Here is a 26005-nt window from a genome sequence, read left to right as displayed (position 1 = left end):
CGTCCGTAGGCCCGAATCTTCTAATCCCTAATCCCTAATCCCTAATCCCTAATCCCTAATCCCTAATCCCTAATCCCTAATCCCTAATCCCGGCAGTTACAAATACGTCTTCGCTTCTTCCCTTACTTGTCCCATGCGCTCTTCCAGCTCCAGCAGCTCGGGTTCCAGCTCGTCGACGCCCTGCTTGGCCAGCAGCGCTGTTTCCAACTGTGCCACCAATGACTGCAACTGGGGTACGCCGCAATAAGCGGTGCCGCCATGCAGCTTGTGTAATGCCGGGTAGAGGCGTTGTTCATCCAGCTCACCGGACAGGGCGGCCCCCAGCAGCGGGGCAAATTCATCGAAGCTCTGCAATAGCAGGGTGAGCATTTCTTTGGCCAGTGGCTCCTTGCCGCCGGCCTGTTTTACTGCCAGCGACCAATCGATTTGTCCCGGCGGCGGGGGACGGTGGGCGAAGCGTTCGATAATGCGGGCCAGTATGGTCTCGTCTATCGGCTTGGCCAGGTAATCGTCCATGCCCTGCAGCATCAGCCTATCCCGCTCGCCTGCGATGGCATGGGCGGTGACCGCCACTATGGGGGTGCTGGCGTTGGGACCATCCTGGGAGCGAATTTCGCGGGTGGCCTGAATGCCGTCCATCAGCGGCATCTGAATGTCCATGAAGATGATGTCGTAGCGATTGACTGTGGCCAGGTTGAGCGCCTCCTGGCCGTTGGAGCAGCTTTCCACCTGGCTGACCTGTTCGCTCAGCATGGCGCTGATCAGTTTCAGGTTGGCCGGATTGTCGTCTACCGCCAGCACCCGCAGCGGCTGCTTTTGAGAGGGTGGCGCCAGGGTAATCTGCAACATGGCCTCGGGCTCGGCCACTTCCTGTCCCATCAGTGCCTGAGCAAGCTTCTGGTAGTGTACCGGTTTGCTCAGGCAGAGTTCGGCACCCATGACGAGCAGGGCGTCGGCCAGGGTCGGGTCGGTGGAGCTGAGCAGCACCACCACCTTGTTGTCATGTTCTATTTGTCGGCGGATACCCTGTTCCATCTGGCTGGGCAGGGTACTGGGGCCAAAGCCCAGCAGGGCGCAATCGATGGCGACCCCCGGATAGGGCTCGTGCAGCACCTGCACCCCCCATTCTCGCAGCAGAGCCGTGGTGGCGCGGCGGCTGAAGTTGTCTTCTTCCAGATAGAGCACCGTCTTGTCACACAACTCGGCCAGAGGCAGGGGCTCGGCCAGCGGCAGTGAGGCCCGGCTCAGCTCCAGGGTGAAGCTGAACACAGAGCCCGAGCCCAGCTCGGAATAGAGCTCGATCTCGCCGGACATCTGGTGCACCAGTTTCTGGGTGATGACCAGGCCCAGCCCAGTACCGCCATAGCGGCGGGAAATACTGGAGTCGGCCTGATTGAAGGCCTGGAACAGCTGACGACGCTGGCTGTCGGAAATGCCGATGCCGGTGTCCTGCACATGGATGCGCAGGGCAGTCCTGTCCGGCTGGCTGGCGGGGCGGGCGTCGACCCGCACGTCCACGTTGCCCTGCTCGGTAAACTTGACCGCGTTGCCCACCAGGTTGGTCAGTACCTGTTGCAGTCGCAGCGGATCGCCGATCACGGCGTCATGCACGGCGGCATCCACCCGCTGCGACAGCTCCAGCCCCTTGTCATGGGCGCTGGGGGCCAGCAGCGTCATGACTTCCTGCAGGGTATCGCGTAGTGAGAACGGCAGCTGTTCCATCTTCAGCTTGCCAGCTTCCAGCTTGGAGAAGTCGAGAATGTCGTTGATGATGCCAAGCAGGTTCTGAGCCGATTTTTCGATGGTCTTGAGGTAGTCGAGCTGATTGGAGGTCAGTCGGGTTTTCTGCAGCTGACGGGCAAAACCGATGACCCCGTTGAGCGGGGTGCGCAGCTCGTGAGACATGTTGGCCAGAAACTCGGTTTTGACCCGGGCCGCTTCCTGAGCCCGCTTCTTGGCCATGTCCAGCTCGATATTCTGGATTTCGATCTGCTCCAGAGTCTCGCGCAGATCCGAGGTGGCCTGATCGATGTTCTGCTGCATTTCGTCGTGGTATTCGGACAGCGACTTGGCCATGGCGTTGATGCCGTTCTTGAGCATCTCCATTTCGCCGGTGAATTCCCCGTTAACCCGGGTGTCGAGTCGGCCTTCACGGATCTTGTAGACGGCGCTGACCATGTCGGTGATCGGCTGGGACACGCCCCTGATCAGCCGAACGCCGAACAGGCCGCTGAGGCTGACGCCGAGCAGTACCATCAGGCCGGCGAAGAAGCTGTCTTTATAGTGCAGCAGCATGGCCGAGTCGTTGGTCAGCTGCATGGCGATATAGCCGATGGGGATGGCGGACGCATCTTCCCATACGGTATCCGCACGAATATGATCGGTAAGCACGGGCGTGCGCAGAATAATGCCGTCTTCGTTATTTTCCACCAGGGTTACCCGGGGCAGGGGCACCTGATCGGCCAGGCGCATGGCGTTGAAGTCGCGATGGTAGTTTGAGGTGACCAGCAGCCGACCTTCCGCATCGAACAGGGCGATGGACTTGACCAGTGGGCTGTTATTGCGATGAATGGTGCTGAGCAGGCGATTGAGCGCCTCCCGGTTGCGGCTGGTCAGCGCCAGCTCACTGGCCAGGGCCAGTGGCTCTATCACGTTGACCCCCTGACGGATGAGTACTTCTTCCAGCTGCTGATAGCGGCTCACGGAAAAATAACCGGCCAGAAGTATACCGATAAGCAGGGTGGGGATTATGGTGTAAGCCAGTATCCGGGCTCGCAGGCCGTATTTGGTCATAGTGGGCTAATGTGGGACAATGCGCGCATCAAATCAACAGACGCTTATGATGACATAGCCGGTACGAGGGCTCCACGTTTTATGGTTCAGTTCTTCAAGGAAAACAAGCCCAAAGCTCAGGCACAGCCGCCGCTGGAGGTGACCATTGTCGAGCTGAACGCTCATGGGGTGGGGCTGGCCAGGTATCAGGACAAGCCGCTGTTTGTGCCAGGTGCGCTCAAGGGAGAGCGGGTGCGGGTACGCTTGCTGGTGCAGAACAACAAGTACCAGAGCGCCAGCCTGCTCAAGGTGCTCGAGCCTTCGGCCGAGCGGCAAAAGCCCTTTTGTCCCTACAGCGCCGATTGTGGCGGTTGCTCGCTGCAGCACATGCCGGTCACCGGCCAGCGTGCGCTCAAGGCCCGCACCCTGGCCCAGCTGTTTGCCCGTCATGGCATCGATGAGCTGCCCGAGCCGGAATGGCTGAATGATGCAGGGCACCAGGGCTACCGGCGTGTGGCGCGCCTGGCGATTCGTCGTCAGGGCAAGGGCGTGGCGCTCGGCTTTCGCCGCGGTCAGTCTCACGAGCTGGTGGAAATAGAGCATTGCGGAGTGCTGCGGCCCGTCCTTTCTGAGTTGATAGCGCCCTTGCGGCAGCTGCTGAATCGACTGAAGGCGGTGAAACAACTCGGGCATATCGAGCTCTATGATGCGGCCGAGGGGGTGGCCTTGTTACTGCGCCACACGGGGTCATTGTCGGCGGGGGATCTGGATCTGTTGCTGGCTTTTGCCCAGACGCGACATCTTGCCCTGTTTTTGCAGGACGATAGCGCACGCCGACCTTTACATGTTCCTTTTTCACTTTATTATCAGATAGATAATATCAAACTGGCATTTACCCCCGGCGACTTTATCCAGATTAACGCCGGGCTTAACGAGCGAATGGTACGGCAAGCGCAGCGCTGGCTGGCGGCCGAGCCTAGCCAGCCGATACTGGATCTGTTCTGTGGTGTCGGTAATTTCTCGTTACCGCTGGCGGCGGCCGGGCATCCGGTAGTCGGGGTGGAAGGGGTGATGGAAATGGTCGAGCAGGCCCGGGGCAATGCGGAAGATAACGCCTTGCCGCTGGCGCAGTTTTATCGCGCCGATCTGGCCGCCGACTTCACCCGGGAGCCCTGGGCTCGCCAAGGGTTTGAACGGGTACTGCTGGATCCGGGCCGCGCCGGTGCCGAGCAGGTGATGCCTTATCTGCAGCAGTTGTCGCCCGAGCGGCTGCTTTATGTTTCCTGTAATCCGGTGACCCTGGCCAGGGACAGCCAGGCACTGTTGGCGGCGGGCTACCGACTCAGCCGTCTCTGCCTGATTGATATGTTCCCCCATACGGTGCATTGCGAAGCGATGGCCTTGTTCGAACTCAATTAAGGGGTACTTATGGTTGCAGTGCGCGATACTCACCTTCAAACAAGCTTCAGCCTGACCGCGTGGGCATCGGGCCTGCCGCTCGATTCCCATGAGCGGGAGCAGCTGAAAGCGGTGTATGAGTATTGTCTGGGGCTGGGTGTCCCGCCCGAGGCACAACATCGCCTGCAGGCCGAAGGGGTGGAGATGGTCGGTATCCTGCTTACCCTGAGCATGGATCTGGACACCCTGAAGGCGGCCTTGCTGTATCCCTTCCTCGAAAGCGGCCATCTGAACCTGGAGCGGGTACGGGACGATTTTGGTGACACCATTGCCCGTCTGCTGCGAGGGGTGGCCGATATGGAGGCTATTCGTTCGTTGCAGCATGTGCACAGCGACAAGAGCTCGGAAGTACAGGTCGACCGGGTGCGTCGCATGCTGCTGGCCATGGTTGAAGACGTGCGGGCCGTGGTGATCAAGCTGGCCGAGCGCATCACCTGCCTGCGCGAGGTCAAGAACGCCGACGAAGAAACCCGGGTGCTGGTAGCCAAGGAAATCGCCAATATCTATGCGCCACTCGCCAACCGGCTGGGCATCGGCCAGCTCAAATGGGAGCTGGAGGATCTGTCGTTCCGCTACCTGCACCCGGATACCTACAAGCGCATTGCCCGGCTGCTGCACGAAAAGCGGCTGGCACGGGAAGCCTATATCGATGACTTCGTGGCCGGCCTCAGGGCGGCGCTGCAAGAATCCGGTATCGAGGCCGAGGTGTATGGCCGGCCCAAACATATCTACAGCATCTGGCGCAAGATGCAGAAGAAGAACCTGGACTTCGACGAGCTGTTCGACGTGCGGGCGATACGGGTGGTGACCCGGCACCTGCAGGACTGTTACGGTGCCCTGGGCGTGGTGCACACCCAGTGGCGGCATATCCCCCGCGAGTTTGACGATTACGTCGCCAACCCCAAGCCCAACGGCTATCAGTCCATTCATACCGTGGTGATTGGCCCCGAAGGCAAGACGGTCGAAATACAGATCCGTACCGATCAGATGCACCAGGATGCGGAGCTGGGCGTGGCCGCTCACTGGAAATACAAGGAAGGTGCCGGTGCCACCAAACCGAGCGGCTTCGAAGACAAGATTGCCTGGCTCAGAAAGCTGCTGGCCTGGCAGGAAGACATGGCAGAAAGCGGCTCCCTGGTAGACGAGCTGCGCAGCCAGGTGTTTGAAGACCGAGTCTATGTGTTTACCCCCAGGGGCGAAGTGGTCGACATGCCGCTGGGCGCCACGCCGCTCGACTTTGCCTATTACGTTCACAGTCAGGTCGGACACCGCTGCATCGGCGCCAAGATCGACGGCCGCATAGTGCCTTTCACCTATCAGCTGCAAACCGGCGATCAGGTGGAGATCATCACCCAGAAACAGCCCAACCCAAGCCGGGACTGGATGAATCCCAATCAGGGCTTTCTGCGTACCAGCCGGGCCCGCTCCAAAGTCGGCACCTGGTTCAAGAAACAGGACAGGGACAAGAACATCCTGGCCGGACGTGAAGTGCTGGACAAAGAGCTGGAACGTCTGGGGCTGACCTTCTCCCAGATCAACAAGGCGGCGCTGGAACGCTTCAACGTCACCCATCTCGACGACTTGCTCGCCGGTATCGGTGGTGGTGACTTGCGGATCAACCAGTTGCTCAACTACCTGCAGGGGCTGCACAAGAAGCCGACCAGTGAAGAGCAGGACGAAGCGGTGCTGCGCCAGCTGGAGTTGAAGGCGGCGAGAAAACATTCTGACGCCAAGGGCCAGGGGCACATAGTGGTGCAGGGCGTGGGTAATCTGCTGACCAGCACAGCCCGTTGCTGCCAGCCGATACCGGGCGATGAGATCGTCGGCTATATCACTCAGGGGCGGGGGATTTCCATTCATCGCTCCGATTGCGAGCAGTTGAAGGAGCTGGCGGTTCAGCATCCGGAACGAATGGTGGATGCTGTGTGGGGCGAGAACAGTTCCGGCGGTTATCACCTTACCCTGCGGGTGGTGGCGAACGACAGGTCCGGCCTGCTGCGGGATATCACCACCATTCTGGCCAACGAAAAAATCAATGTGATGGAAGTCAGCAGCCGCTCCAATCGCAAGCAGCAGACGGCGACCATCGACATGGAGCTGGAAATATACAATATCGACACCCTGAGCCGGACCCTGGCCAAGATAGGCCAGTTGCCGGACATACTGGAAGCCAAACGGCTGTAACGGGAGCACGGATGGAGCGCTATAACTACTCACTCGGCGACTTGCTGGCCATCATGGCGGCACTCAGGGATCCGGAAAACGGTTGTCCCTGGGATCTGAAGCAGGACTTCGCCAGCATAGTGCCGCATACCCTGGAAGAAGCCTATGAAGTGGCCGACACCATAGAACGAGGCGCACTGAACGAGCTGCCGGGCGAGCTGGGCGATCTCCTGTTTCAGGTGGTGTTTTACTCCCGGCTGGGGGAAGAGCAGTCGTTGTTCAACTTCGGTGACGTGGTGCAGGCCATCAGCCACAAGCTGGTGCGCCGTCACCCCCATGTATTCGGCAATGCCGAACTCGACACCGAAGAACAGATCAAGAGCAACTGGGAAAAAACCAAGGCCGAAGAGCGCCGTACCAAGGACGCCACGGCCACCAGTGCGCTGGACGATATTCCCCGTAACCTGCCGGCCCTGAGCCGGGCCAACAAGATTCAGAAACGCTGCTCGGCGGTCGGCTTCGACTGGCGCGAACTACCACCGGTGGTGGACAAGATCCACGAAGAACTGGACGAGGTGATGGCCGAGCTTAACCAGCCCGAGCAGGACCCGGATCGGGTGGCCGATGAGTTGGGCGATCTGCTGTTCGCCTGCGTCAACCTGGTGCGCCATCTCAAGCAGGATCCGGAAGTGGTGCTGCGCCGGGCCAACGACAAGTTCGAACGGCGCTTTCGTGGGGTGGAACAGGCGCTGCAGGCCGACGGCAAAGACAGCCGGAATTGCAGTCTGGACGAGCTGGACGGCTACTGGCGGCAGATCAAGGCCGGCGAATAATCCGGTCTTAATCTTTGCTCGCCCGTGCCGATACACAGTGCAGGAGGATCACCGACATTTAATGTCGTCTTTAGCCGCTAATGTGTATCATGTATATATATTCTTCCGCGTTCAGGATATCCGCAGCATGAAGCTGACCACCTATACCGATTTCGGCCTGAGAACTCTGATGTATCTGGCTACCCTGCCCGAGGGGCAGCTGACCAGTGTGGCCCAGGTGTCCAGCTTGTACGATATATCGCGCAATCACCTGGTCAAGGTGGTTAATCAGCTGGCGCGGGAAGGTTATATTCATGCGATACGCGGCAAGAATGGCGGTATTCGACTGGCCAAATCGTCGGGTGATATCAATGTCGGGCAGGTCATTCGCGCGCTGGAAAACAACCTGAACGGTATCGACTGCGGCAGCCCGGCCTGTTATCTGGTGCCGGTCTGCCGGCTGAGGGATGCGCTCAAGCTGGCGATGGAAGCCTTTCTGCAGGTCCTGGAAGGATATACTCTGGCGGATCTGACCGGCAATCGGGAAGAGCTGATGGTCATTTTCAACCAGCTGGAAGTGCAGGCCGGCAAGCCATCATCCTGACGGCTTAACTTTGGTATTAACCTTGGTAATAGTGCGGCAGCACCCGCACCAGCTTCACCATGTTGTTTTCCACTTCCAGAATTTCAATCGGATAACCCGACAGGCGCAGGCAGATATTGGCCTCGGGGATGTCTTCCAGATACTCGAGGATCAGACCATTGAGCGAACGAGGGCCGTCGCTCGGCAGTTCCCAGCCCAGCTCCTTGTTGATGTCCCGAATGCTGGCCGAGCCTTCAATCAGGTAGGAGCCGTCATCCTGAGGCTTGATTTCGTCGCTCAGGGTCGGGCTGATGGTGGTGGTGAAGTCACCCACTATTTCTTCCAGAATATCGTCCAGCGTCACCAACCCCTGAATATCGCCATATTCATCGACGATCAACCCGATGCGTTCCTTGTTGCGCTGAAACTTCACCAGCTGCACGTTCAGTGGTGTGGCCTCGGGAATATAGTACAGCTCGCGTACCGCTCGCATCAGATTCGACTTGCTGAATTCATCCTTGGCCAACAGGCGCAGGGCGTCGCGGGCGTGGATAAAGCCCAACGCATCGTCGATATTGTCCCGGTACAGCAACACCTTGGTATGGGGGCTCTGCATCAGGCGGCGGCTGATGGTTTTCCAGTCCTGGGTCACGTCGATACCGTAAATCTCGTTACGCGGCACCATGATGTCGTCTACCGTCACCTTTTCCAGATCGAGGATGGACACCAGCATATCCTGGTGTCGGCGCGGGATCAGGGCGCCGGCCTCGTTGACGATGGTGCGCAGCTCTTCCGAACTGATGGAGGTGTCTCCTCCGCCCTGCGGGTTGATGCGAAACAGTGCCAGCAGGCCGTTGGAAATGGCATTGATGGTCCACACAGCCGGATACAGTATCACCATTAGCGGCTTGAGCAGAAAAGAGGCGGGAAAGGCCACCCGCTCCGGATAGAGCGCCGCCAGTGTCTTGGGCGTGACCTCGGCAAAAATCAGTACCACCACGGTCAGGGCCACGGTGGCGATGACCACGCCATAGTCACCGTACAGGCGGATGGCTATCACGGTGGCGATGGCCGAGGCGAGAATATTGACCAGATTATTGCCGATCAGGATCAGGCCGATAAGCCGATCGGGACGGGAAAGCAGCTTTTCAACCCGGAGGGCTGACTTGTGGCGACTTTGAGCCAGATGACGCAACCGATAGCGGTTCAGCGACATCATGCCGGTTTCGGAACTCGAAAAAAAAGCGGAGATAAAGAGTAAAGCTATCAGGATCCCCGTAAGGGTACCCGTGGATATGTCGTCCAAGCAGACCGTCCTGTGTCATGAAACTGATCAATTACTAAGGGTTTGACCGGGTGCTGTCAAGTCGCTTAGCCCAGTAGTACCTCGCGCACGAAGCGGCTGCCGAAATAGGCGAGGGTCAGCAGTATGCTGCCGGCCACGCTGGACCAGATAACCTTGCGGCCGCGCCAGCCCAGACGATGATGTCCCCAGAGCAGGCCCACATAGACACACCAGGCCAGAATGGTGAGGATGGCTTTATGGGCTTTGCCGGGGCTGAACATTTCCTGCAGAAAGAAGAGTCCGGTAGAAATAGACAGGGTCAGTACCACAACACCGACAAAAATCAGCCGGAACAGATAACGTTCTATGGTCATCAACGGCGGCATCGCCGGCAGGTTGGTGAGCTTGTGTGTTTTCAACCGATGATTGAGAAAACCGAGCAGAATGGCCAGCAGGCTGGCAATCACCAGCAGCGAATAAGACATCAGCCCCAGGCCGATATGCAGCAACACTGCGGGTCGGGTTTCGAGATGCATGCTGTAATAACCGGGTAACAGCACGTCTGCCGCCAGCAGCAGGCCGGCAAAGCCGTATACCAGCGGCATCAAAAGCCACACCTTGAAGCGCGTCACCAGTACCGTCATCAAGGCTGAAATTATCAAGCTGACGATGGACGCCACATTGAGCATGCTCAGGTTTTGTCCCGGCACCTGTACCACGGTGTTGAACAGCCAGAGGCCATGCAGCAGCAGGGCGCACAGTGCCGCAAGCAGGCCGTAGCTGCGCCCTGTGTTCTGGGGGTTGAGCAGATTATGCACACAGGCGAAGGCCGCCAACAGATAAAATGCCATCGCCAAAACAGCAAGCAATTCCATAATGAATTTAAGCCATTAACCGGTGAATATAGAAGAGTGGCCAGTATACCCTTAAGACAAAGCACATCGCTACCCAGCCTGGCTTAAGTTCGGCCGATAACTTGGGTATACTGGTGGTAATTTTCGCCAACTGCGGACCACATCATGTTTGAAAATCTCACTGAAAGACTGTCGCGTACGCTGAAAAACATCAGTGGTCGCGGCCGTTTGACCGAAGAAAACATCAAAGAGACCCTGCGGGAAGTGCGCATGGCGCTGCTGGAAGCCGACGTGGCCCTGCCGGTGGTACGCGAATTCGTCAATCGGGTCAAAGAGCGCGCGGTTGGCCAGGAAGTCTCCAAATCCCTGAGCCCGGGCCAGGCCTTCATCAAGATCGTCAACGCCGAGCTGGTAGCGGTGATGGGCGAAGCCAACGAAGAACTCGATCTGTCGGTGGCGCCGCCGGCGGTGATCCTGATGGCGGGCCTGCAGGGGGCGGGTAAAACCACCTCGGTCGGCAAGCTGGCCAAGTTCCTCAAAGAGCGGCACAAGAAAAAAGTGCTGGTGGTCAGTGCCGACGTCTATCGCCCGGCGGCGATCAAGCAGCTCGAAACCCTGGCGGCGGACCTGGACGTTGAGTGCTTCCCCAGTAACATCGAACAGAAGCCGGTGGACATAGGCCGTAACGCGGTGGACTACGGCCGCAAGAAATTCTTCGATGTGGTGCTGGTGGATACCGCCGGTCGCCTGCACGTCGACGAAGAGATGATGGCCGAAATTCAGCAGCTGCATGAGGCCATCAACCCCATTGAAACCCTGTTCGTGGTCGATGCCATGACCGGTCAGGATGCGGCCAATACCGCCAAGGCGTTCAGCGAGGCGCTGCCGCTGACCGGGGTGATCCTGACCAAGGCCGACGGTGATGCCCGGGGCGGTGCCGCGCTGTCGGTACGCCACATTACCGGCAAGCCGATTAAATTTATCGGTATGGGCGAAAAAATCGATGCCCTGGAGCCTTTCCACCCGGACCGGATTGCCTCGCGCATTCTGGGTATGGGGGACATGCTGTCGCTGATCGATCAGATGGAACGATCGGTCGACAAAGACAAAGCCTCCGAAATGGCGCAGAAGCTGAAGAAGGGCAAGGGCTTCGATCTGGAAGACTTCCGCGATCAGTTGGCGCAGATGCGCAACATGGGCGGCATGATGAGTTTGATGGACAAGCTGCCAGGCATGAGCCAGCTGCCGGACAACGTCAAGGATCAGGTCAACGACAAGCTGACGGTTCGCATGGAAGCCATTATCGGCTCCATGACCCCGAAAGAACGCCGTCACCCGGACCTGATCAAGGGCTCGCGCAAGCGTCGTATCGCCCTGGGTTCCGGCACCGAGGTGCAGGAAGTGAACAAGCTGCTCAAGCAGTTCACCCAGATGCAGAAGATGATGAAAAAGATGTCCGGCAAGGGTGGCATGCGCAAGATGATGAGCCAGATGCAGGGCATGATGGGCCCGGGTGGCATGGGCGGTGGTGGTCGGCGCGGCCCCTTCTGAGTAGGTTCATTGGCTCTGACTGCGGTGGCCGCCGGGCAAGCGACATGCGTTAACGGCCGGGGCACGGTGACAGGCGGCCGGCAAGCCCGAGATGGCGGTGGCTGACGGCTTCCAATTTGGTTGCATTCTCACCGCATCAGAGTACAATTGCGCAGCTTATTTTAAGCCAGGGTTCGCATTGTCTGCGGGCCTTGTTTGTTTCAGTATATAGAGGACGATATGGTAACCATTCGTTTACAACGTGGTGGCGCTAAGAAGCGTCCGTTTTACCAGGTAGTAGTTGCAGACAGCCGCTATGCTCGTGATGGTCGTTTCATCGAGAAAGTGGGTTTCTTCAACCCGATCGCTGCAGGTCAGGCAGAAAAACTGCGTCTGGACCTCGAGCGTGTTAATCACTGGGTTGGCCAGGGTGCAACTGTATCCGAGCGCGTAGCCAAATTGATCAAAGACGCAGCCAAAGCAGCGGCCTAAGTCTTTACAGGTAGGGAATTAAAGTGAGCGAACCTGTAGTAGTAGGCCAACTGGGCGCCGTTTACGGCATTAAAGGTTGGTTGAAGGTCAACTCCTTTACCGACCAACCAGAAGGCATTTTCGATTATCGGCCCTGGCTGATAAAGAACGGCAGCAGCTGGCGTGAAATTCAGGTCACTGGATGGAAGCGTCATGGTAAAGGTCTGATTTGCAAACTGATTGATATCGATCAGCGCGAACAGGCACAGATGCTGACCGGTGCCGACATCGCGGTAAGTGCAGAATCGTTTTCTGCCCTGCCGGATGACGAATTCTATTGGCGTGATCTGATCGGTTGTCGGGTGAAGAACACCAAAGGCTATGATTTTGGCCTGGTGACTCAGCTGATGGAAACCGGCTCTAACGACGTGCTGGTAGTAAAAGCCAATGCCAACGATGCATTTGGTCAACGAGAGCGGTTAATTCCGTTTGTAGAAGACCAGGTAATAAAGTCCGTGAATACTCAGGACAGCATCATCGAAATTGATTGGGATCCGGATTTTTAACCCGAGTCGAATCGCGCGGAGAGAATCATGTGGATAGGGGTCGTTAGCCTCTTCCCGGAGATGTTCCGGGCAGTATCCGACTTTGGTGTGACCGGGCGGGCCGTTAAAGATGGCCTGCTGACATTTGAATGCTGGAATCCGCGGGATTTCACCCGGGACAAACACCGCACTGTCGATGACAGACCCTACGGGGGCGGACCCGGGATGCTGATGATGGTTCAGCCACTGCGCGATGCCATAGCGGCGGCGCGACAGGCGGCAGGCGAAGGGGCCAGGGTGATTTACCTGTCTCCTCAGGGCCGCAAGCTGGATCAGCAAGGCGTTACCGAACTGGCAAAACACGAGAAGTTGATTCTGGTGGCCGGTCGGTATGAAGGAGTGGATGAGCGCGTTATTCAGGCCGATGTCGACGAAGAGTGGTCGGTCGGAGATTACGTGCTCAGTGGCGGCGAATTGCCGGCCATGGTACTGGTGGATGCGGTGGCCCGTTTGGTGCCCGGCGTTCTCGGCGACATGGCGAGTGCGGAGCAGGACTCCTTCAGCGAAGGGCTTCTGGATCATCCACACTACACACGCCCTGAGCAACTGGCGGGAATGGCCGTTCCCAAAGTGTTGTTGAGTGGCAACCACGCTGATGTGGCCAGCTGGAGAATGCAGCAGTCATTGGGCCGGACCTGGTTAAGAAGGCCGGAACTCTTGAATAACCTAGCTCTGACTGACGAGCAAGAGCAGCTTCTTGCCCAATTTGTTCGCGATTATCGCGAGCCGGAACAGTAGAGTTTTCAGTTTACCCTAGGTAAGGAAATATCATGAGCAACATCATTAAGCAGCTTGAAGACGAACAATTGCGCACCGATATCCCCGAGTTTGGCCCGGGCGACACCGTGCGTGTAATGGTACGCGTTGCCGAAGGCGGCAAAGAGCGTCTGCAGGCTTATGAAGGCGTTGTTATCGCCAAGCGTAACCGCGGCCTGCACTCTGCATTCACCGTGCGTAAAATTTCCAACGGTGAAGGCGTTGAGCGTGCCTTCCAGACTCACAGCCCGCTGATCGGCAGCGTGGAAGTGAAGCGTCGTGGCGCCGTGCGTCGTGCCAAGCTTTACTATCTGCGTGACCGTGCTGGTAAGTCTGCTCGTATCAAAGAGCGTCTTACTCCCCGCGGCAGCAAGTAAGCCGACCGGTTGTGTCAAAAGGCCCGCAAATGCGGGCCTTTTTGTTTTTGTGCCTCTGGCGCTAGCCGCTTATACCAGTCCCATTAAATACCTGCTCAGATTTTGGGGTGGAGTTCCAGAGGCAGCAGAGCCTCCTCCCTCGACACGCTACGAGTACATCCCTGTAAGCTCGGACATGCCATCCCTGGCATGTCACGGTCGTGGGAGGCGATCTCTGTTGCCTCTTCTGGAACTCCGAGTGGCCCGCAGATAGCGCCAACAGGCGACTCCGATGCGTCAAGGAGGACAAAGGGATCTGCTCCGCCGACCATCACATGACAGGGATGTCATGTGCTGAGCGTCACATGGATGTGCTTGAAGCGGGTCGGTGGAGCAGATCCTTTGTCCGACATTGAGGCAGAAATTAAATAGATCATTTGTTTAATGTGATAGGTATTACAGCATGAAATGTCGGGCCAGCAGGGCCGCGGTAAAGCCGGTTTTCAGATAGAAGCCGCGCGGCAGTGTCATGATGGGCTGGCCCTGGCGACCTACCGCCTCGGTCAGCGCCCGGCCGTTGGCGGCCTTGGGCCTGAGCTGCAGCACCTGGCCATGACGGGCGCTGATGTTTTGCACCTCCCCCAGGCTTATCAACTCCATTATTTCTTCCCAGTCCTGGCGTAACAACTGTTCTTCCTGCTCGCTCGGGCTCCACAGCAGTGGCTGACCGATGATCCTGTCGCCGGGTGCCAGGCTGCGTTCTCCTAGCACCGGTATCCATAATACCCGGGATAACTTGTTGCGCACGTTGGAATCTTCCCAGCGCAGGCCGCCGATGTCCGTCAGCGGCGCGACGCTGACAAAGGTGGTTTCCAGTGGCTTGCCACGACCGTCGATGGGGATGCTTTTCAGCTCGACACCCAGCTCGGGAAAGTCCTGCTCCGGCTTCGATCCCGCACTGGCTCCCAGTGCCAGTTCGAGCAGCTGGCCCACCCAGCCCTTGTCTCGCCTCAGATCGGTAGGAACCGGGATATCAAACGATTGGGCCAGCTCTCTCAGCGACAGGCCGGCCAGTTGTTCGGCGCGCAGCAGCAGGGCCGGGATCGAGGCAGGACGGGAAATTGGATTGTTCAAAATGTGACCGGCCTCCAAAGGTGGGAGAAATACTGACTACCGAGCCAGTAATTATTATAACCACATGATTTAAAATGACTTATCAGCAGCTTGTTATTGCGCTTTTCGGCGGCTGCATGATATACCGGTTTTACCTGAGTATAAACATGCTGTTGCACAGCCTTATCCACAGAAACTCTGGATAACTGCACACAACGGCCGGACCGTGATTTTACGGTGGCCAAAACGGCAAAAATCAGCTTTTTTTTCTTACTGTTAACGCTTTGTTTACTTTGGTTTTGTGGATAAGTCGACATTGGTTGATCTTTGAGCGGTGAGACTTACTAACACAGCAGGCATTTTTATACGGGCTGTGAAAAGATCCAGCTCGATCCTTTTTTTTGATGTTAATCTTATGATTTATTGATGTTTTTTGTCTTGTCTTGTGTTTTGATCACCCTGTTGTTCAAGCATCGTGAAATAAGGCATCTCAAGCTATACAGCCTTTATCACAAGCTTATCCACATAAATTGGGGGAAAGCGATCCCCTGACGATCCTTTTTCTGTTCATAACTATTGACAAAAAGACAAGTTATTCAACATTGACTATCGAGCTGGCGTTGACAGCATCATTTGCCGGGAATAGGGGAATATGGAACAATCGTCCTTATGTTATTTTTTTAGTCTGGTGATTGCGTGATAGATGGCGACGGTTTTCGTCCCAATGTAGGCATAGTGATCTGCAATCGCAAAGGCCAGGTGTTATGGGCCAGACGCTACGGGCAACATTCCTGGCAGTTCCCCCAAGGCGGGGTGGACGACGGCGAAACGCCGGAGCAGTCCATGTATCGGGAACTGTACGAAGAAATCGGGCTCAGACCCGAAAATGTCACCTTGCTGGCGGTCACCCGCCACTGGCTGAAGTACAAGTTACCCAAGCGTCTGGTGCGATGGGACAGCAATCCCGTCTGCATTGGTCAAAAACAGAAGTGGTTTCTGTTGCGGTTGGAATCGGATCACGAATCGCACATCGAATTTGGTTGCCATGGGCATCCGGAGTTCGATGACTGGCGCTGGGTCAGCTACTGGTACCCGGTGCGTCAGGTGGTCTCTTTCAAGCGGGAAGTATATCGACGGGTACTGAGGGAATTTGCCCCCATTGTCATGGCAGAGCAAGGCCGCCGAGACGCTCGTAAACGAAACAGGTAACCCATCGGCACAGGAGTAGGCGGCAGTGTTAAAGGAATTGCGGGAAATCGTTCAGCAGGTAACGGCCAGCTCTGACCTTAATCAAGCCATGGGTGAACTGGTCCGGCAGACCCGTAGTGCCATGCGGGTGGACTGCTGCTCCATTTATTTACGCCAGGAGCATGAGCAGAACTATCTGTTGGCAGCCACCGATGGCCTGGCCGCCAAGGCGGTGGGACGGGCAAGGATCCCGCTGGGTGAGGGTATCGTCGGTCTTATCGGTGAAAAGGAAGAGCTGATCAACCTGGCCGATGCCCAGTTGCACCCCAAATTCAAATACCTGCCCGAAGCCCGTGAAGATGCCTTCAAGTCCTTCCTCGGCGCCCCCATCATTCACCAGCGTAAAACCCTGGGCGTGCTGGTGGTGCAGCAAAAACAGGTACGGCTGTTCGAAGAAGGGGAAGAGTCGTTTCTGGTCACCCTGGCCTCCCAGCTTGCGACCGTCATTGCCCATGCCGAGGCCAAGGGCAACCTGCGATCGCCCAACTGGCATGGCATACTGCGCGGTCTGGCGGGCTCGCCCGGCGTGGCCATCGGTCGTGCCTGGGTGTGGCGGCCCCGGGTCGAGCTGAGCAAGGTGAAGGAGCGCAAGGCGGATAACGCCGCCGTGCAGCATGAGCGGCTCGACAAGGTGCTGGTGCAGGTGGAAGACGAGCTGAACGGCATGGCGCTGCGCTTCAAGGAGTCGCAGGCCAGCGAGTCGGTGGCAGTGTTTGAGGTGTATCAGTATATCCTCAAGGATCCGGTGTTTATCGGCCTGATCCGGGAACAGATAGAACGAGGCTGGATCGCCGGCAGTGCGGTGAAGCGCGTCTGTGAAAAACAGATAGCCCAGTTTTCCGTGATGTCGGATCCCTACCTGCGCGAGCGGGCGGCGGATATTCGTGATCTGGGTCAGCGATTGCTGACCCGGCTGATCCATGAAGATGAAGGCCTCTTGACCCTGGCCGAGCCGATCATTCTGGTGGCGGATGAAATCAGCGCCACCCTGATTGCAGAAATACCCCGGAGCAAGCTCAAGGGCATCGTTTCCGCCAAAGGCTCGATCAACTCCCACGCCGCCATTCTGGCCCGAGCCATGGGCATTCCGGCGGTCATGGGTATCGATCATTCCTTCGAGCTGCTGGAAGACCGCACCCTGATCGTCGATGGCTACAACGGTGACTTGCTGGTGGAGCCGGTGCCCTCTGTGCTGCGCGAGTATCGTCGGCTTATCGTCCAGGAAGAGCAGATGGACGAGCTCTTCGCTACGGTGCGCAACGAAAGTTCCGTTACTCTGGACGGCGTCACAGTGTCGTTGCTGCTGAACGCAGGCCTGAGTGCGGATACCGATATTGCCATGAACGACACCGCCGATGGGGTAGGGCTGTTCCGCACCGAAATTCCCTTCATGATGCGTGACCGCTTTCCTTCCGAACAGGAGCAGGTCACCAGCTATCGTCGGGTCATGGCTAGCTATGTGGGTAAACCGGTGTGCATGCGCACCCTGGATGTGGGCGGCGACAAGCAGTTGCCTTATTTCCCCATAGTGGAAGAAAACCCCTTTCTCGGCTGGCGCGGCATTCGTCTGACCCTGGATCATCCCGAAATTTTTCTGGTGCAGCTGAAGGCGATGCTGCGGGCCAGTCAGGGGCTGGACAACCTGTCCATCATGCTGCCCATGGTAACCAGCCTGGATGAGGTGCGGGTAGCGCGCAGAATGCTGGATCGCGCCTGGCGTGAGGTGTCGGCCGAAACCGCCGATCAGCAGGGCATCATCCGTTACCCCAGCCTGGGAGTGATGATAGAGGTGCCCTCGCTGCTCTACCTGTTGCCGGATCTGGCGCCGCTGGTGGACTTCTGGTCGGTGGGTACCAACGATCTGACCCAGTACCTGCTGGCGGTGGACAGAAACAACGGCCGGGTGGCCGGGATTTACGATACCCTGCATCCGGCAGTCTTGCGCGCCTTGCAGCAGATCATCGATGCGGCCCGTCGCTACGCCAAACCCGTGTCCATCTGCGGCGAGCTGGCCGGTGATCCCATCGGTGTGCTGGTGCTGCTGGCCATGGGCTATCGCCGCTTCAGCATGAACAACAGCAACCTCATGCGCATCAAATACATAGTGCGGCAGTCTCGTTGTGATGAACTGCAAAAATTGCTGCAGGAAGCCCTGAGTTACCAGAACACCAGTATGTTCAAGGGGCTGTTCGGCCGTTATCTGGAAGAGCGGGGACTGGGCGGACTGCTGCGCGGCGGACGGTGATTCAAAGATGAGAGATAAGGGGCTGGTAATGCACTCCTTTTCGAGACAATTTTTTCGTAGGGTCGAATTCATTCGACCGCTTTAGGTGCAATGCCACGCCTGAGGTCGATTGAAATCGACCCTACAAACAAAAGACCCGGCTTTTAACTCTTCACTGACCCAGTCCTTGCAAATCTTTACCGCTCTTAAAATTGCAGTACCGTCGTTTCGATAGCACAATACCCGCTTTTATTGCTGACGGGGTAAGTGCATGTCTCAAAGCCACTGGGTGTTTCCCGGTTTCGATCCCATCGCCATACAAATCGGTCCCCTGGCGGTGCACTGGTATGGTTTGATGTATCTGCTGGGCTTTCTCTTCGCCTGGCTGATGGCCAATCGCCGTGCGGCACGACCGGGAGCGGACTGGACCCGGGATCAGGTCTCCGATGTGTTGTTCTATGGCTTTCTCGGGGTGATCCTCGGTGGCCGCCTCGGTTACGTGTTTTTCTACCAGTTCGACACCTTTCTCGCCGACCCGCTTTACCTCGTCAAAATCTGGACCGGCGGCATGTCGTTTCACGGCGGCCTGGTCGGGGTAATCACCGCGCTCTGGCTGTTTGCCCGCAAGCAACACAAAACCTTCTTTGCAGTATCCGATTTTATCGCGCCGCTGATCCCCTTTGGTCTGGGCGCCGGTCGCATCGGCAACTTCGTTAACGGCGAACTCTGGGGCCGGGTCACGGATGTGCCCTGGGGCATTATTTTTCCCGCGGCGGGCATGCTGCCGCGTCACCCTTCCCAGCTGTACCAGTTTGCCCTCGAAGGGGTGGTCTTGCTGATCATCCTGAATCTGGCCTGGCGAGCGCGTCCGCCTCGTGGCGTGGTTTCCGGCCTCTTTTTGCTGTGTTACGGCCTGTTCCGCTTCATGGTGGAATTTGTACGGGAGCCGGATGCTCAGCTTGGGCTCTACCTCGACTTGTTCAGCATGGGGCAGCTGTTATCGATGCCGATGATGCTGGCTGGCGCACTGATGTTATGGGCGGCCTGTCGTCGCCCCCAATGGTTTGGTAATGGAGAAAAAACAGCATGAAAGCCTATCTGGAGCTGATGCAACATATCCTGGACAAGGGTGCCGTAAAAGAAGACAGAACCGGTACCGGCACCCTGTCGGTATTCGGCCATCAGACGCGCTTCGATCTGGCCGAGGGCTTTCCGCTGATCACCACCAAGAAGTGTCATCTGAAATCGATTATTCATGAGCTGCTGTGGTTTCTGAACGGTGACACCAACATCGGCTATCTAAAGCAGCACGGGGTACGGATCTGGGACGAGTGGGCCGACGATAACGGCGATCTGGGCCCGGTATATGGACATCAATGGCGCAGCTGGCAAGGGGCTGACGGTCGCACTATCGATCAGATAAGCCAGGCGCTGGAGACCATCAAGACCAATCCGGACAGCCGTCGCATCATCGTCTCGGCCTGGAACGTGGGCGAGCTGGATCAAATGGCGCTGGCGCCCTGTCACGCCCTGTTCCAGTTTTACGTGGTCGACGGCAAGTTGTCTTGCCAGCTCTATCAGCGCAGCTGTGATGTCTTTCTCGGCCTGCCCTTCAATATCGCCAGCTACGCGCTGCTGACCCACATGCTGGCCCAGCAGGCGGGACTCGACGTGGGCGACTTTGTCTGGACCGGAGGCGATGTACACCTCTATCGCAACCACCTGGATCAGGCTCGGCTACAATTGAGTAGAGAGCCGCTGCCCCTGCCGACCCTGCGGCTGGCGCGCAAACCCGACTCCCTGTTTGATTATGCCTTCGAGGATTTTGTGCTGGAAAACTACCAGGCGCATCCGCATATCAAGGCTCCGGTCGCGGTTTAAAAAGAATTTAAACTGTAAAACTTATTTTGCCATGGTGTTAAATTTTATTTCGGAGTCGGCTATATAAGCTCATTCGTCGTTTAATGCTCGATTTTTCCGAGGTGTTAAGCAGATACAATCGATTACTCGTCGGCGGGGGGGCTGATTACACTCGAGCATCTTGTTGATGAGAGGGAGCCTCAATTGTATGACGGATGTATTGAAACGTTTTCTGGCAATGGAATCTGCCGGCGGTATTTTACTGATAGTGGCGGCGATCGTCGCCATGGTGATGGCCAACACCGGCCTGGTGGATCTTTATCAGGAACTGCTCAGCACCCGGATACAGCTGCGGATAAGCACCCTGGATCTGGACAAGACGCTGTCCCATTGGGTCAATGACGGCATGATGGCGGTTTTCTTTCTGGTCATCGGCCTGGAAGTGAAACGCGAACTGGTATCCGGTGCCCTGTCTACCCGGGAAAAAGCCATGTTTCCGGCCCTGGCGGCCATTGGTGGCATGTTGTTTCCCGCCCTGTGGTTTTTAGTGTTCAACGTCGGCGAAGGCGCCAGTATGAATGGCTGGGCCATTCCTACCGCTACCGATATTGCTTTCGCTCTGGGGGTCATGGCCTTGCTCGGCAAGCGGGTGCCGCTCAGCCTCAAGGTATTTCTGCTGGCGCTGGCGATCATCGACGATCTGGGGGCCATCATCATCATCGCCCTGTTCTACAACCACGGACTATCTGTGCCTGCGATGTCGGTGGCGGTGATCGGTATTGGCGGCCTGTTCTGGCTGAACCGGGCTCAGGTCCACAGTCTGGTGCCTTATTTGATCCTGGGCTGGATAGTCTGGGCTGCCGTGCTCAAGTCGGGCGTACACGCGACTCTGGCCGGGGTAATACTGGGCTTTTTGATCCCGCTGTATGGCCGCAAGTTTTCACCGGCCCGCCAGCTGGAAAACTTCCTGCATCCCTGGTGTGCCTTTCTGATACTGCCGTTGTTCTCTTTCGTGAACGCAGGCGTCTCGCTGCAGGGGCTCTCGCTGGATGATTTGTCATCGGCATTGCCACTGGGCATCATGGCCGGCTTGTTGATTGGTAAACCCATGGGGATCTTTCTGGTCAGCTGGGGGGCGGTACGACTGGGCATTGCTCAACTGCCAACCGGGGTGTGCCTGAAGCAGATATTTGCCGTGTCCGTGCTCTGCGGCATCGGTTTTACCATGTCCATCTTCATTTCATCACTGGCCTTTACCGGTCATGAAGATCTGGCCAACCTGTCCCGGCTCGGTATCCTGATGGGATCGACGCTGGCGGCGATTATCGGCTATGGCATGCTGAATTACATTCTGCCCCGGCATCACACCAGGACGGCGCTGCAGATGTAGTTAACGATGTGAGCATCACCACTGCGATTGTGTGAAGTCAATCCGTGGTCTTCAACAGGGCGGCCGGGTATTCAAACCCGGCCGCTTTCATTATGATGGAGCCAATACGCATTGGAGATGGCCTTTGTCACACCTTAACTACAACCACCTGTATTATTTCTGGATGACCCAGAAGAAAGGCTCGGTCACCAAGGCGGCCGAAGCGCTGTTTCTGACCCCCCAGACCGTTACCGGGCAGATCCGCCAGCTGGAACAGCGCCTCGGTGGCAAGCTGTTCAAGCGCAAGGGGCGCCAGCTGGAGGCCAGCGAGCTGGGGCAGCTGGTGTTCAAGTATGCGGATCGCATGTTCAGCCTGTCTTACGAGATGCTGGATATTGTGCATTATCGCAAGGAAGATCATCTGATTTTCGACGTCGGCATCGCCGATGCATTGTCCAAACGACTGGCGAGCCGGGTCTTGCTGTCGGTGATCCCCAATGACGGCTCCATTCACCTGCGCTGCTACGAGTCGACCCACGAAATGCTGCTCGAGCAGCTCAGCCAGCACAAGCTGGACATGATTCTGTCGGACTGTCCGGTAGACTCGGCCCAGCATGCAGGGCTGCTGTCCAAGAAGCTGGGTGAGTGTGATATCGGCTTTTACTGCCGGGAGCCCTTACCGACCAGGCCCTTTCCCGAATGTCTGGAAGAGCGGCGGCTGTTGATCCCGGGGCGGCGTACCGCCATGGGTCGGCAACTGCGGCACTGGCTGGAGGTACAAGGCCTCAAGCCACAGATCCTCGGTGAATTCGACGATGCGGCGATGATGAAGGCCTTCGGCTTCTTCAATCAGGGTATTTTCGTGGCTCCGGCCATCTACCGGGACGCCATTCTACAATATCAGCCGGTGATCGAGATCGGTCGGGTCGAAGAGCTGAAAGAAGAGTATTACGTTATTTTTGCCGAACGGATGATCCAGCACCCAGCGGTAAAGCGACTATGTGAAAGTGACTTCACCTCTCTGTTTTCCGGACTGGACGATTTTTCTGCGGTGACACCGCCCGTCACCTTCGACGGCGAATTTAGTTGAACATCAGGGTCAACAGACCCTAGAACGTGGACATCATGATGGCATTGAACATGGAAGCAATGGAAGCCAGCGCGACCCAGGCGGTCAGGCTGCTGAAGGCGTTAGCCAACGAACGAAGACTATTTATTTTGTGTCATTTACTCGACAAGGAGCTGTCGGTCGGAGAAATGAACCAGCATCTGGGGCTCAGCCAGTCGGCGCTGTCACAACATCTGGCGCTGTTGCGTAATGATGATCTGGTGCGCACCCGCAAAGAGGCACAGACGGTGTATTACTCGCTGAAAAGCGAGGAAGTGCGGGAAGTGATCGCCCTGTTGCACAAGTTGTATTGCCGGGAAGCGTGAACAGCGCCTAACCCTAAAATCCAGGCAATAAAAAACCGGCATTAAGCCGGTTTTTTTGACGCTGCGGATTAAGTCTCTGAATTACAGAGCCTTGATCTTGGCGTTCAGGCGGCTCTTGTGACGAGCAGCTTTGTTCTTGTGGATCAGACCTTTGGTGGCCATACGATCCAGCAGGGGCTGAGCTACGTCGAAAGCTTTCTGTGCGTTCGCTTTGTCACCGCTGGCGATGGCTGCAACTACTTTTTTCACGTAGGTGCGAACCATGGAACGGCGGCTGGCGTTGTGCTTACGGCGTTTCTCTGCTTGAATCGCGCGTTTCTTAGCAGACTTGATATTAGCCAAGGTAAAACTCCTGAAACTGTCTTAGCGAGTGTTAATAAAAGGCCGAGGAATATGCCTTTTTCACCGCAGATTGTCAATTGATTTGAGCAAATAAACACCGCCCTGTGGTCAGATACAGGGCAGGGGGTTAAACTGTCGGCCGGATTCTAGCAGCATTCCCCTGCATTCAGCAATTTTCTTACCGAGAGGTTTTCATTTTGAGCAAGGCGCTTTTGCGATCAGGCCTGATTGTGTCCGCCATGACCCTGGTATCCCGGGTGCTGGGACTGGTGCGCGATGTGGTGATCGCCAACTTATTAGGGGCCGGAGCATCGGCCGACGTGTTCTTTTTTGCTAATCGCATTCCCAACTTTCTGCGTCGGCTCTTTGCCGAAGGAGCCTTCAACCAGGCCTTTGTGCCGGTAATGACCGAATACAAGCAAACCCGAAGCTTCAAGGACACCCAGGATCTGCTGGCGGCGGTATCGGGCACCCTGGGGATGATAGTTACCCTGGTCACTTTTGTGGGCATGGTGGGCTCCGGGGTGGTGACGGCGCTGTTCGGCATGGGCTGGTTCATGGAGTGGGTTAACGACGGGCCCGAAGCCTACAAATTCGAGCTGGCCTCTCTGCTGCTCAAGGTGACCTTTCCCTATCTGTGGTTTATCAGCTTCACCGCCATGGCCGGGGCCATACTCAATACCTTCGGCAAGTTTGCGGTGTCCTCCTTCACCCCGGTCTTTCTCAACCTGGCGCTGATTGCCGCCGCCTTCTGGTTGTCACCGAACATGGCACAGCCCGAGCTGGGGCTGGCCATCGGCGTCTTTGCCGGCGGTTTGATTCAGTTTCTGTTTCAGTTTCCCTTTCTGGCGAAGCTGCATATGCTGGTGCGGCCGCGCTGGGCCTGGCACCACCCCGGAGTGGTGAAGATCCGCACCCTGATGATACCTGCCCTGTTCGGGGTCTCTGTCAGCCAGGTGAACTTGCTGTTCGACACCATGCTGGCGTCCTTTCTGGCCACCGGCTCCATCAGCTACCTGTATTATTCCGACCGACTGCTGGAGTTCCCGCTCGGCCTGTTTGGTATCGCCATCGCCACCGTGATACTGCCGGCACTGTCGAGCCGCCATGTGGATGAGTCAAAAGACGGCTTTGCCGCCACCATGGACTGGGGCGTGCGCATGGTGCTCCTGATGGGCTTTCCCGCCATGCTGGGATTGATCGTGCTCAGCGAGCCCATGCTGCGGGTGCTGTTCATGCGCGGCGAGTTTGGCATCACCGAGGTAACGGCAGCCGGCAAGAGCCTGGTGGCCTACGGCGTGGGGCTGCAGGCCTTCATGCTGATCAAGGTGCTGGCGCCGGGCTACTATGCCCGGCAGGACACTAAAACCCCGGTGCGCTTCGGCATTATCGCCATGGTGGCCAACATGGTGTTTAACGCCATTCTGATTTTTCCGCTCGGTTATGTGGGGCTGGCGCTGGCCACGGCGATGTCGGGCATCCTCAACGCCGGCTTGCTGGCCTGGGGCCTGAGCCAGCGGAAAATCTATCATCCCAGTCACCAGACCCTGGGCTTCTCTCTCAAGGTGGCCCTGGCCAGCAGTGGTATGGCGGCGCTGTTGTGGTGGCTGTCACCGCCGCTGGCGCAGTGGGCCGAGTGGGATCTTCTGAGCAGCAGTTTGCACCTGCTGAGCTATATCGGTGCCGGTGCCTTGTGTTACGGTGCCTTGCTGCTGTTGAGTGGCGTACGGATAAAGCACCTTAAAAGCGCATAGCAAAGGCTGATCCTGAAGGCCGGCTGGGGTATAATCCGCCGATTTACAGAGGCCGGCATCGGAGTATATGGAGCTTATTCGCGGCATACACAACATCAAACCATGGCATCGCGGCTGTGTGCTGACCATCGGTAACTTTGATGGAGTGCATCTGGGGCACCAGGCCGTATTGCGCCGTCTGACCGAGCAGGCCCGTCGGCTCAAGGTGCCGGCCTGTGTCATGGTATTCGAGCCACAGCCTCAGGAGCTGTTTACCGGTGGCGAGGCGCCACCCCGACTGACCCGGCTGCGGGAAAAATACCAGCAGCTGGCGAGTCTCGGTATAGACCGCCTCTTGTGCGTGCGCTTCAATGCCGGCTTTGCCGCCCAGTCTCCGGATGAGTTTATCCGCGGCCTGCTGGTGGACAAGCTGGGGGTGCGTTTTCTGGTGGTGGGCGACGATTTTCGCTTCGGCCAGAACCGGGGCGGAGACTTCGAACTGCTGACCCGGGCCGGCCAGGCCTTCGATTTCGAGGTGGTCAGCACCCAGAGCTGGCGCATGAACAGCCAGCGAGTCAGCAGTACCCTGATCCGCGAGGCACTGGCGACCGACCGGCTGGATGATGCGGCCACCATGCTGGGGCGCCCCTTCGGCCTGTGCGGACGAGTAGAGCACGGTGCCAAGCTGGGCCGCACTATCGGCTTTCCTACCGCCAATGTGGCCCTCAAACGACAGGTAATACCGGTGTCCGGCGTGTATGTGGTAGAGCTGTGGCTGAATGGTCACCGTTACCCCGGGGTCGCCAATATCGGTGACAAGCCCACCGTCAGCGGCACCCGCGCCCTGTTAGAAGTACATCTGTTTGATTTTTCCGGCGATCTGTACGGCAAACAGGTGGAAGTAGAGCTCCGCCATAAATTGCGGAACGAGCAAAAATTCGCTTCCTTTGCGCTGCTGAAGGAGCAAATTCAACGCGATGCCGCCCAGGCCCGACAATGGTTCGGGCTGGCGGCATCAGAACCGAACGGAATGTAGG

23 protein-coding genes are annotated in these 26005 nt (G+C 57.4%); 18 read left to right on the top strand and 5 right to left on the bottom strand.

Translation table 11 applies throughout. From position 1 onward, the window contains the following. Positions 1-96: 96 nt before the first annotated feature. The gene (barA, locus tag UN63_RS05020) at positions 97-2793 is read right to left on the bottom strand and encodes a two-component sensor histidine kinase BarA (RefSeq protein ID WP_104485691.1); all 2697 of its coding nucleotides are present in this window, start codon (positions 2791-2793) and stop codon (positions 97-99) included. A gap of 81 nt (positions 2794-2874) precedes the next feature. Between barA and rlmD the strand changes: the two genes are divergently transcribed. The 4 genes from rlmD to UN63_RS05000 all read left to right on the top strand — a co-directional run bounded on the left by rlmD (position 2875) and on the right by UN63_RS05000 (position 7809). Beyond that, entirely contained in the window at positions 2875-4191 is a 1317-nt protein-coding gene (gene rlmD / locus UN63_RS05015) for a 23S rRNA (uracil(1939)-C(5))-methyltransferase RlmD (protein ID WP_104485690.1), read from the top strand. Between the two features lie 9 nt (positions 4192-4200). After that, a complete protein-coding gene (gene relA, locus UN63_RS05010) occupies positions 4201-6414 on the top strand; it encodes a GTP diphosphokinase (protein WP_104485689.1) in 2214 nt (737 codons plus the stop codon). Positions 6415-6425: 11 nt separating this feature from the next. Further along, a complete protein-coding gene (gene mazG, locus UN63_RS05005) occupies positions 6426-7226 on the top strand; it encodes a nucleoside triphosphate pyrophosphohydrolase (RefSeq protein WP_104485688.1) in 801 nt (266 codons plus the stop codon). Between the two features lie 127 nt (positions 7227-7353). Then, positions 7354-7809 (top strand): Rrf2 family transcriptional regulator, encoded by a 456-nt coding sequence (locus UN63_RS05000; protein ID WP_104485687.1) that lies wholly within the window; start codon positions 7354-7356, stop codon positions 7807-7809. 16 nt (positions 7810-7825) lie between these two features. Here the strand turns inward: UN63_RS05000 and UN63_RS04995 are convergent, their stop codons facing one another. Together UN63_RS04995 and UN63_RS04990 are read right to left on the bottom strand one after the other, a co-directional pair. Then, a complete protein-coding gene (locus tag UN63_RS04995; protein ID WP_104485686.1) occupies positions 7826-9094 on the bottom strand; it encodes an HlyC/CorC family transporter in 1269 nt (422 codons plus the stop codon). A 65-nt stretch (positions 9095-9159) separates the two neighbouring features. Beyond that, a complete protein-coding gene (locus UN63_RS04990) occupies positions 9160-9948 on the bottom strand; it encodes a cytochrome C assembly family protein (protein ID WP_181068179.1) in 789 nt (262 codons plus the stop codon). Between the two features lie 144 nt (positions 9949-10092). Between UN63_RS04990 and ffh the strand changes: the two genes are divergently transcribed. The 5 genes from ffh (at position 10093) to rplS (ending at position 13666) form a co-directional block, all read left to right on the top strand. Next, entirely contained in the window at positions 10093-11478 is a 1386-nt protein-coding gene (gene ffh, locus UN63_RS04985) for a signal recognition particle protein (RefSeq protein WP_104485684.1), read from the top strand. Positions 11479-11697: 219 nt separating this feature from the next. Then, entirely contained in the window at positions 11698-11949 is a 252-nt protein-coding gene (gene rpsP, locus UN63_RS04980; protein ID WP_104485683.1) for a 30S ribosomal protein S16, read from the top strand. Positions 11950-11972: 23 nt separating this feature from the next. Then, positions 11973-12494, top strand: a complete 522-nt coding sequence (gene rimM / locus UN63_RS04975; RefSeq protein WP_104485682.1) for a ribosome maturation factor RimM — start codon at positions 11973-11975, stop codon at positions 12492-12494. 27 nt (positions 12495-12521) lie between these two features. Beyond that, positions 12522-13271, top strand: a complete 750-nt coding sequence (gene trmD, locus UN63_RS04970; protein ID WP_104485681.1) for a tRNA (guanosine(37)-N1)-methyltransferase TrmD — start codon at positions 12522-12524, stop codon at positions 13269-13271. A 32-nt stretch (positions 13272-13303) separates the two neighbouring features. After that, a complete protein-coding gene (gene rplS / locus UN63_RS04965) occupies positions 13304-13666 on the top strand; it encodes a 50S ribosomal protein L19 (protein ID WP_104485680.1) in 363 nt (120 codons plus the stop codon). A 435-nt stretch (positions 13667-14101) separates the two neighbouring features. On the opposite strand, the gene mutH is transcribed toward rplS, so the two are convergent. Continuing rightward, positions 14102-14779, bottom strand: a complete 678-nt coding sequence (mutH, locus tag UN63_RS04960; protein ID WP_104485761.1) for a DNA mismatch repair endonuclease MutH — start codon at positions 14777-14779, stop codon at positions 14102-14104. A 675-nt stretch (positions 14780-15454) separates the two neighbouring features. On the opposite strand from mutH, the gene rppH reads away from it, so the two are divergent. The 7 genes from rppH to UN63_RS04925 all read left to right on the top strand — a co-directional run bounded on the left by rppH (position 15455) and on the right by UN63_RS04925 (position 22893). After that, entirely contained in the window at positions 15455-15967 is a 513-nt protein-coding gene (rppH, locus tag UN63_RS04955; protein ID WP_104485679.1) for an RNA pyrophosphohydrolase, read from the top strand. A gap of 25 nt (positions 15968-15992) precedes the next feature. Next, positions 15993-18251 carry a phosphoenolpyruvate--protein phosphotransferase gene (gene ptsP / locus UN63_RS04950; RefSeq protein ID WP_104485678.1) on the top strand — a complete coding sequence of 753 codons (2259 nt, stop codon included), beginning with the start codon at positions 15993-15995 and terminating at the stop codon, positions 18249-18251. Between the two features lie 250 nt (positions 18252-18501). Beyond that, positions 18502-19320 (top strand): prolipoprotein diacylglyceryl transferase, encoded by an 819-nt coding sequence (gene lgt, locus UN63_RS04945; RefSeq protein WP_104485677.1) that lies wholly within the window; start codon positions 18502-18504, stop codon positions 19318-19320. Continuing rightward, positions 19317-20111 carry a thymidylate synthase gene (thyA, locus tag UN63_RS04940; protein ID WP_104485676.1) on the top strand — a complete coding sequence of 265 codons (795 nt, stop codon included), beginning with the start codon at positions 19317-19319 and terminating at the stop codon, positions 20109-20111. The genes lgt and thyA overlap by 4 nt, the downstream gene beginning before the upstream one ends. A 187-nt stretch (positions 20112-20298) precedes the next feature. Then, on the top strand, positions 20299-21480 hold the full coding sequence (gene nhaA / locus UN63_RS04935) for a Na+/H+ antiporter NhaA (protein WP_104485675.1): 1182 nt from the start codon (positions 20299-20301) through the stop codon (positions 21478-21480). A gap of 124 nt (positions 21481-21604) precedes the next feature. Continuing rightward, positions 21605-22549: a transcriptional activator NhaR gene (nhaR, locus tag UN63_RS04930; RefSeq protein ID WP_104485674.1), complete on the top strand. Its 945-nt coding sequence runs from the start codon at positions 21605-21607 to the stop codon at positions 22547-22549. A 44-nt stretch (positions 22550-22593) separates the two neighbouring features. After that, on the top strand, positions 22594-22893 hold the full coding sequence (locus UN63_RS04925) for an ArsR/SmtB family transcription factor (RefSeq protein ID WP_181068184.1): 300 nt from the start codon (positions 22594-22596) through the stop codon (positions 22891-22893). Positions 22894-22974: 81 nt separating this feature from the next. Here UN63_RS04925 and rpsT read toward each other — a convergent pair whose 3' ends face one another. After that, on the bottom strand, positions 22975-23235 hold the full coding sequence (rpsT, locus tag UN63_RS04920) for a 30S ribosomal protein S20 (RefSeq protein WP_104485672.1): 261 nt from the start codon (positions 23233-23235) through the stop codon (positions 22975-22977). A gap of 197 nt (positions 23236-23432) precedes the next feature. Here rpsT and murJ point away from each other — a divergent pair, with 197 nt between their 5' ends. Both murJ and ribF read left to right on the top strand, forming a co-directional pair. Further along, complete coding sequence (murJ, locus tag UN63_RS04915; RefSeq protein ID WP_104485671.1) at positions 23433-24989, top strand: murein biosynthesis integral membrane protein MurJ; 1557 nt, start codon at positions 23433-23435, stop codon at positions 24987-24989. 67 nt (positions 24990-25056) lie between these two features. Beyond that, the gene (gene ribF / locus UN63_RS04910) at positions 25057-26004 is read left to right on the top strand and encodes a bifunctional riboflavin kinase/FAD synthetase (protein ID WP_104485670.1); all 948 of its coding nucleotides are present in this window, start codon (positions 25057-25059) and stop codon (positions 26002-26004) included. The last annotated feature ends 1 nt before the right edge of the window (position 26005 follow it).

The sequence above is a fragment of the Oceanisphaera arctica genome (assembly GCF_002936955.1).
Classification (GTDB): Bacteria; Pseudomonadota; Gammaproteobacteria; order Enterobacterales; family Aeromonadaceae; genus Oceanimonas; species Oceanimonas arctica.
The sequence above is the reverse complement of the archived record's forward strand: the minus strand, read 5'-3'. Positions and strand labels throughout refer to the sequence as shown.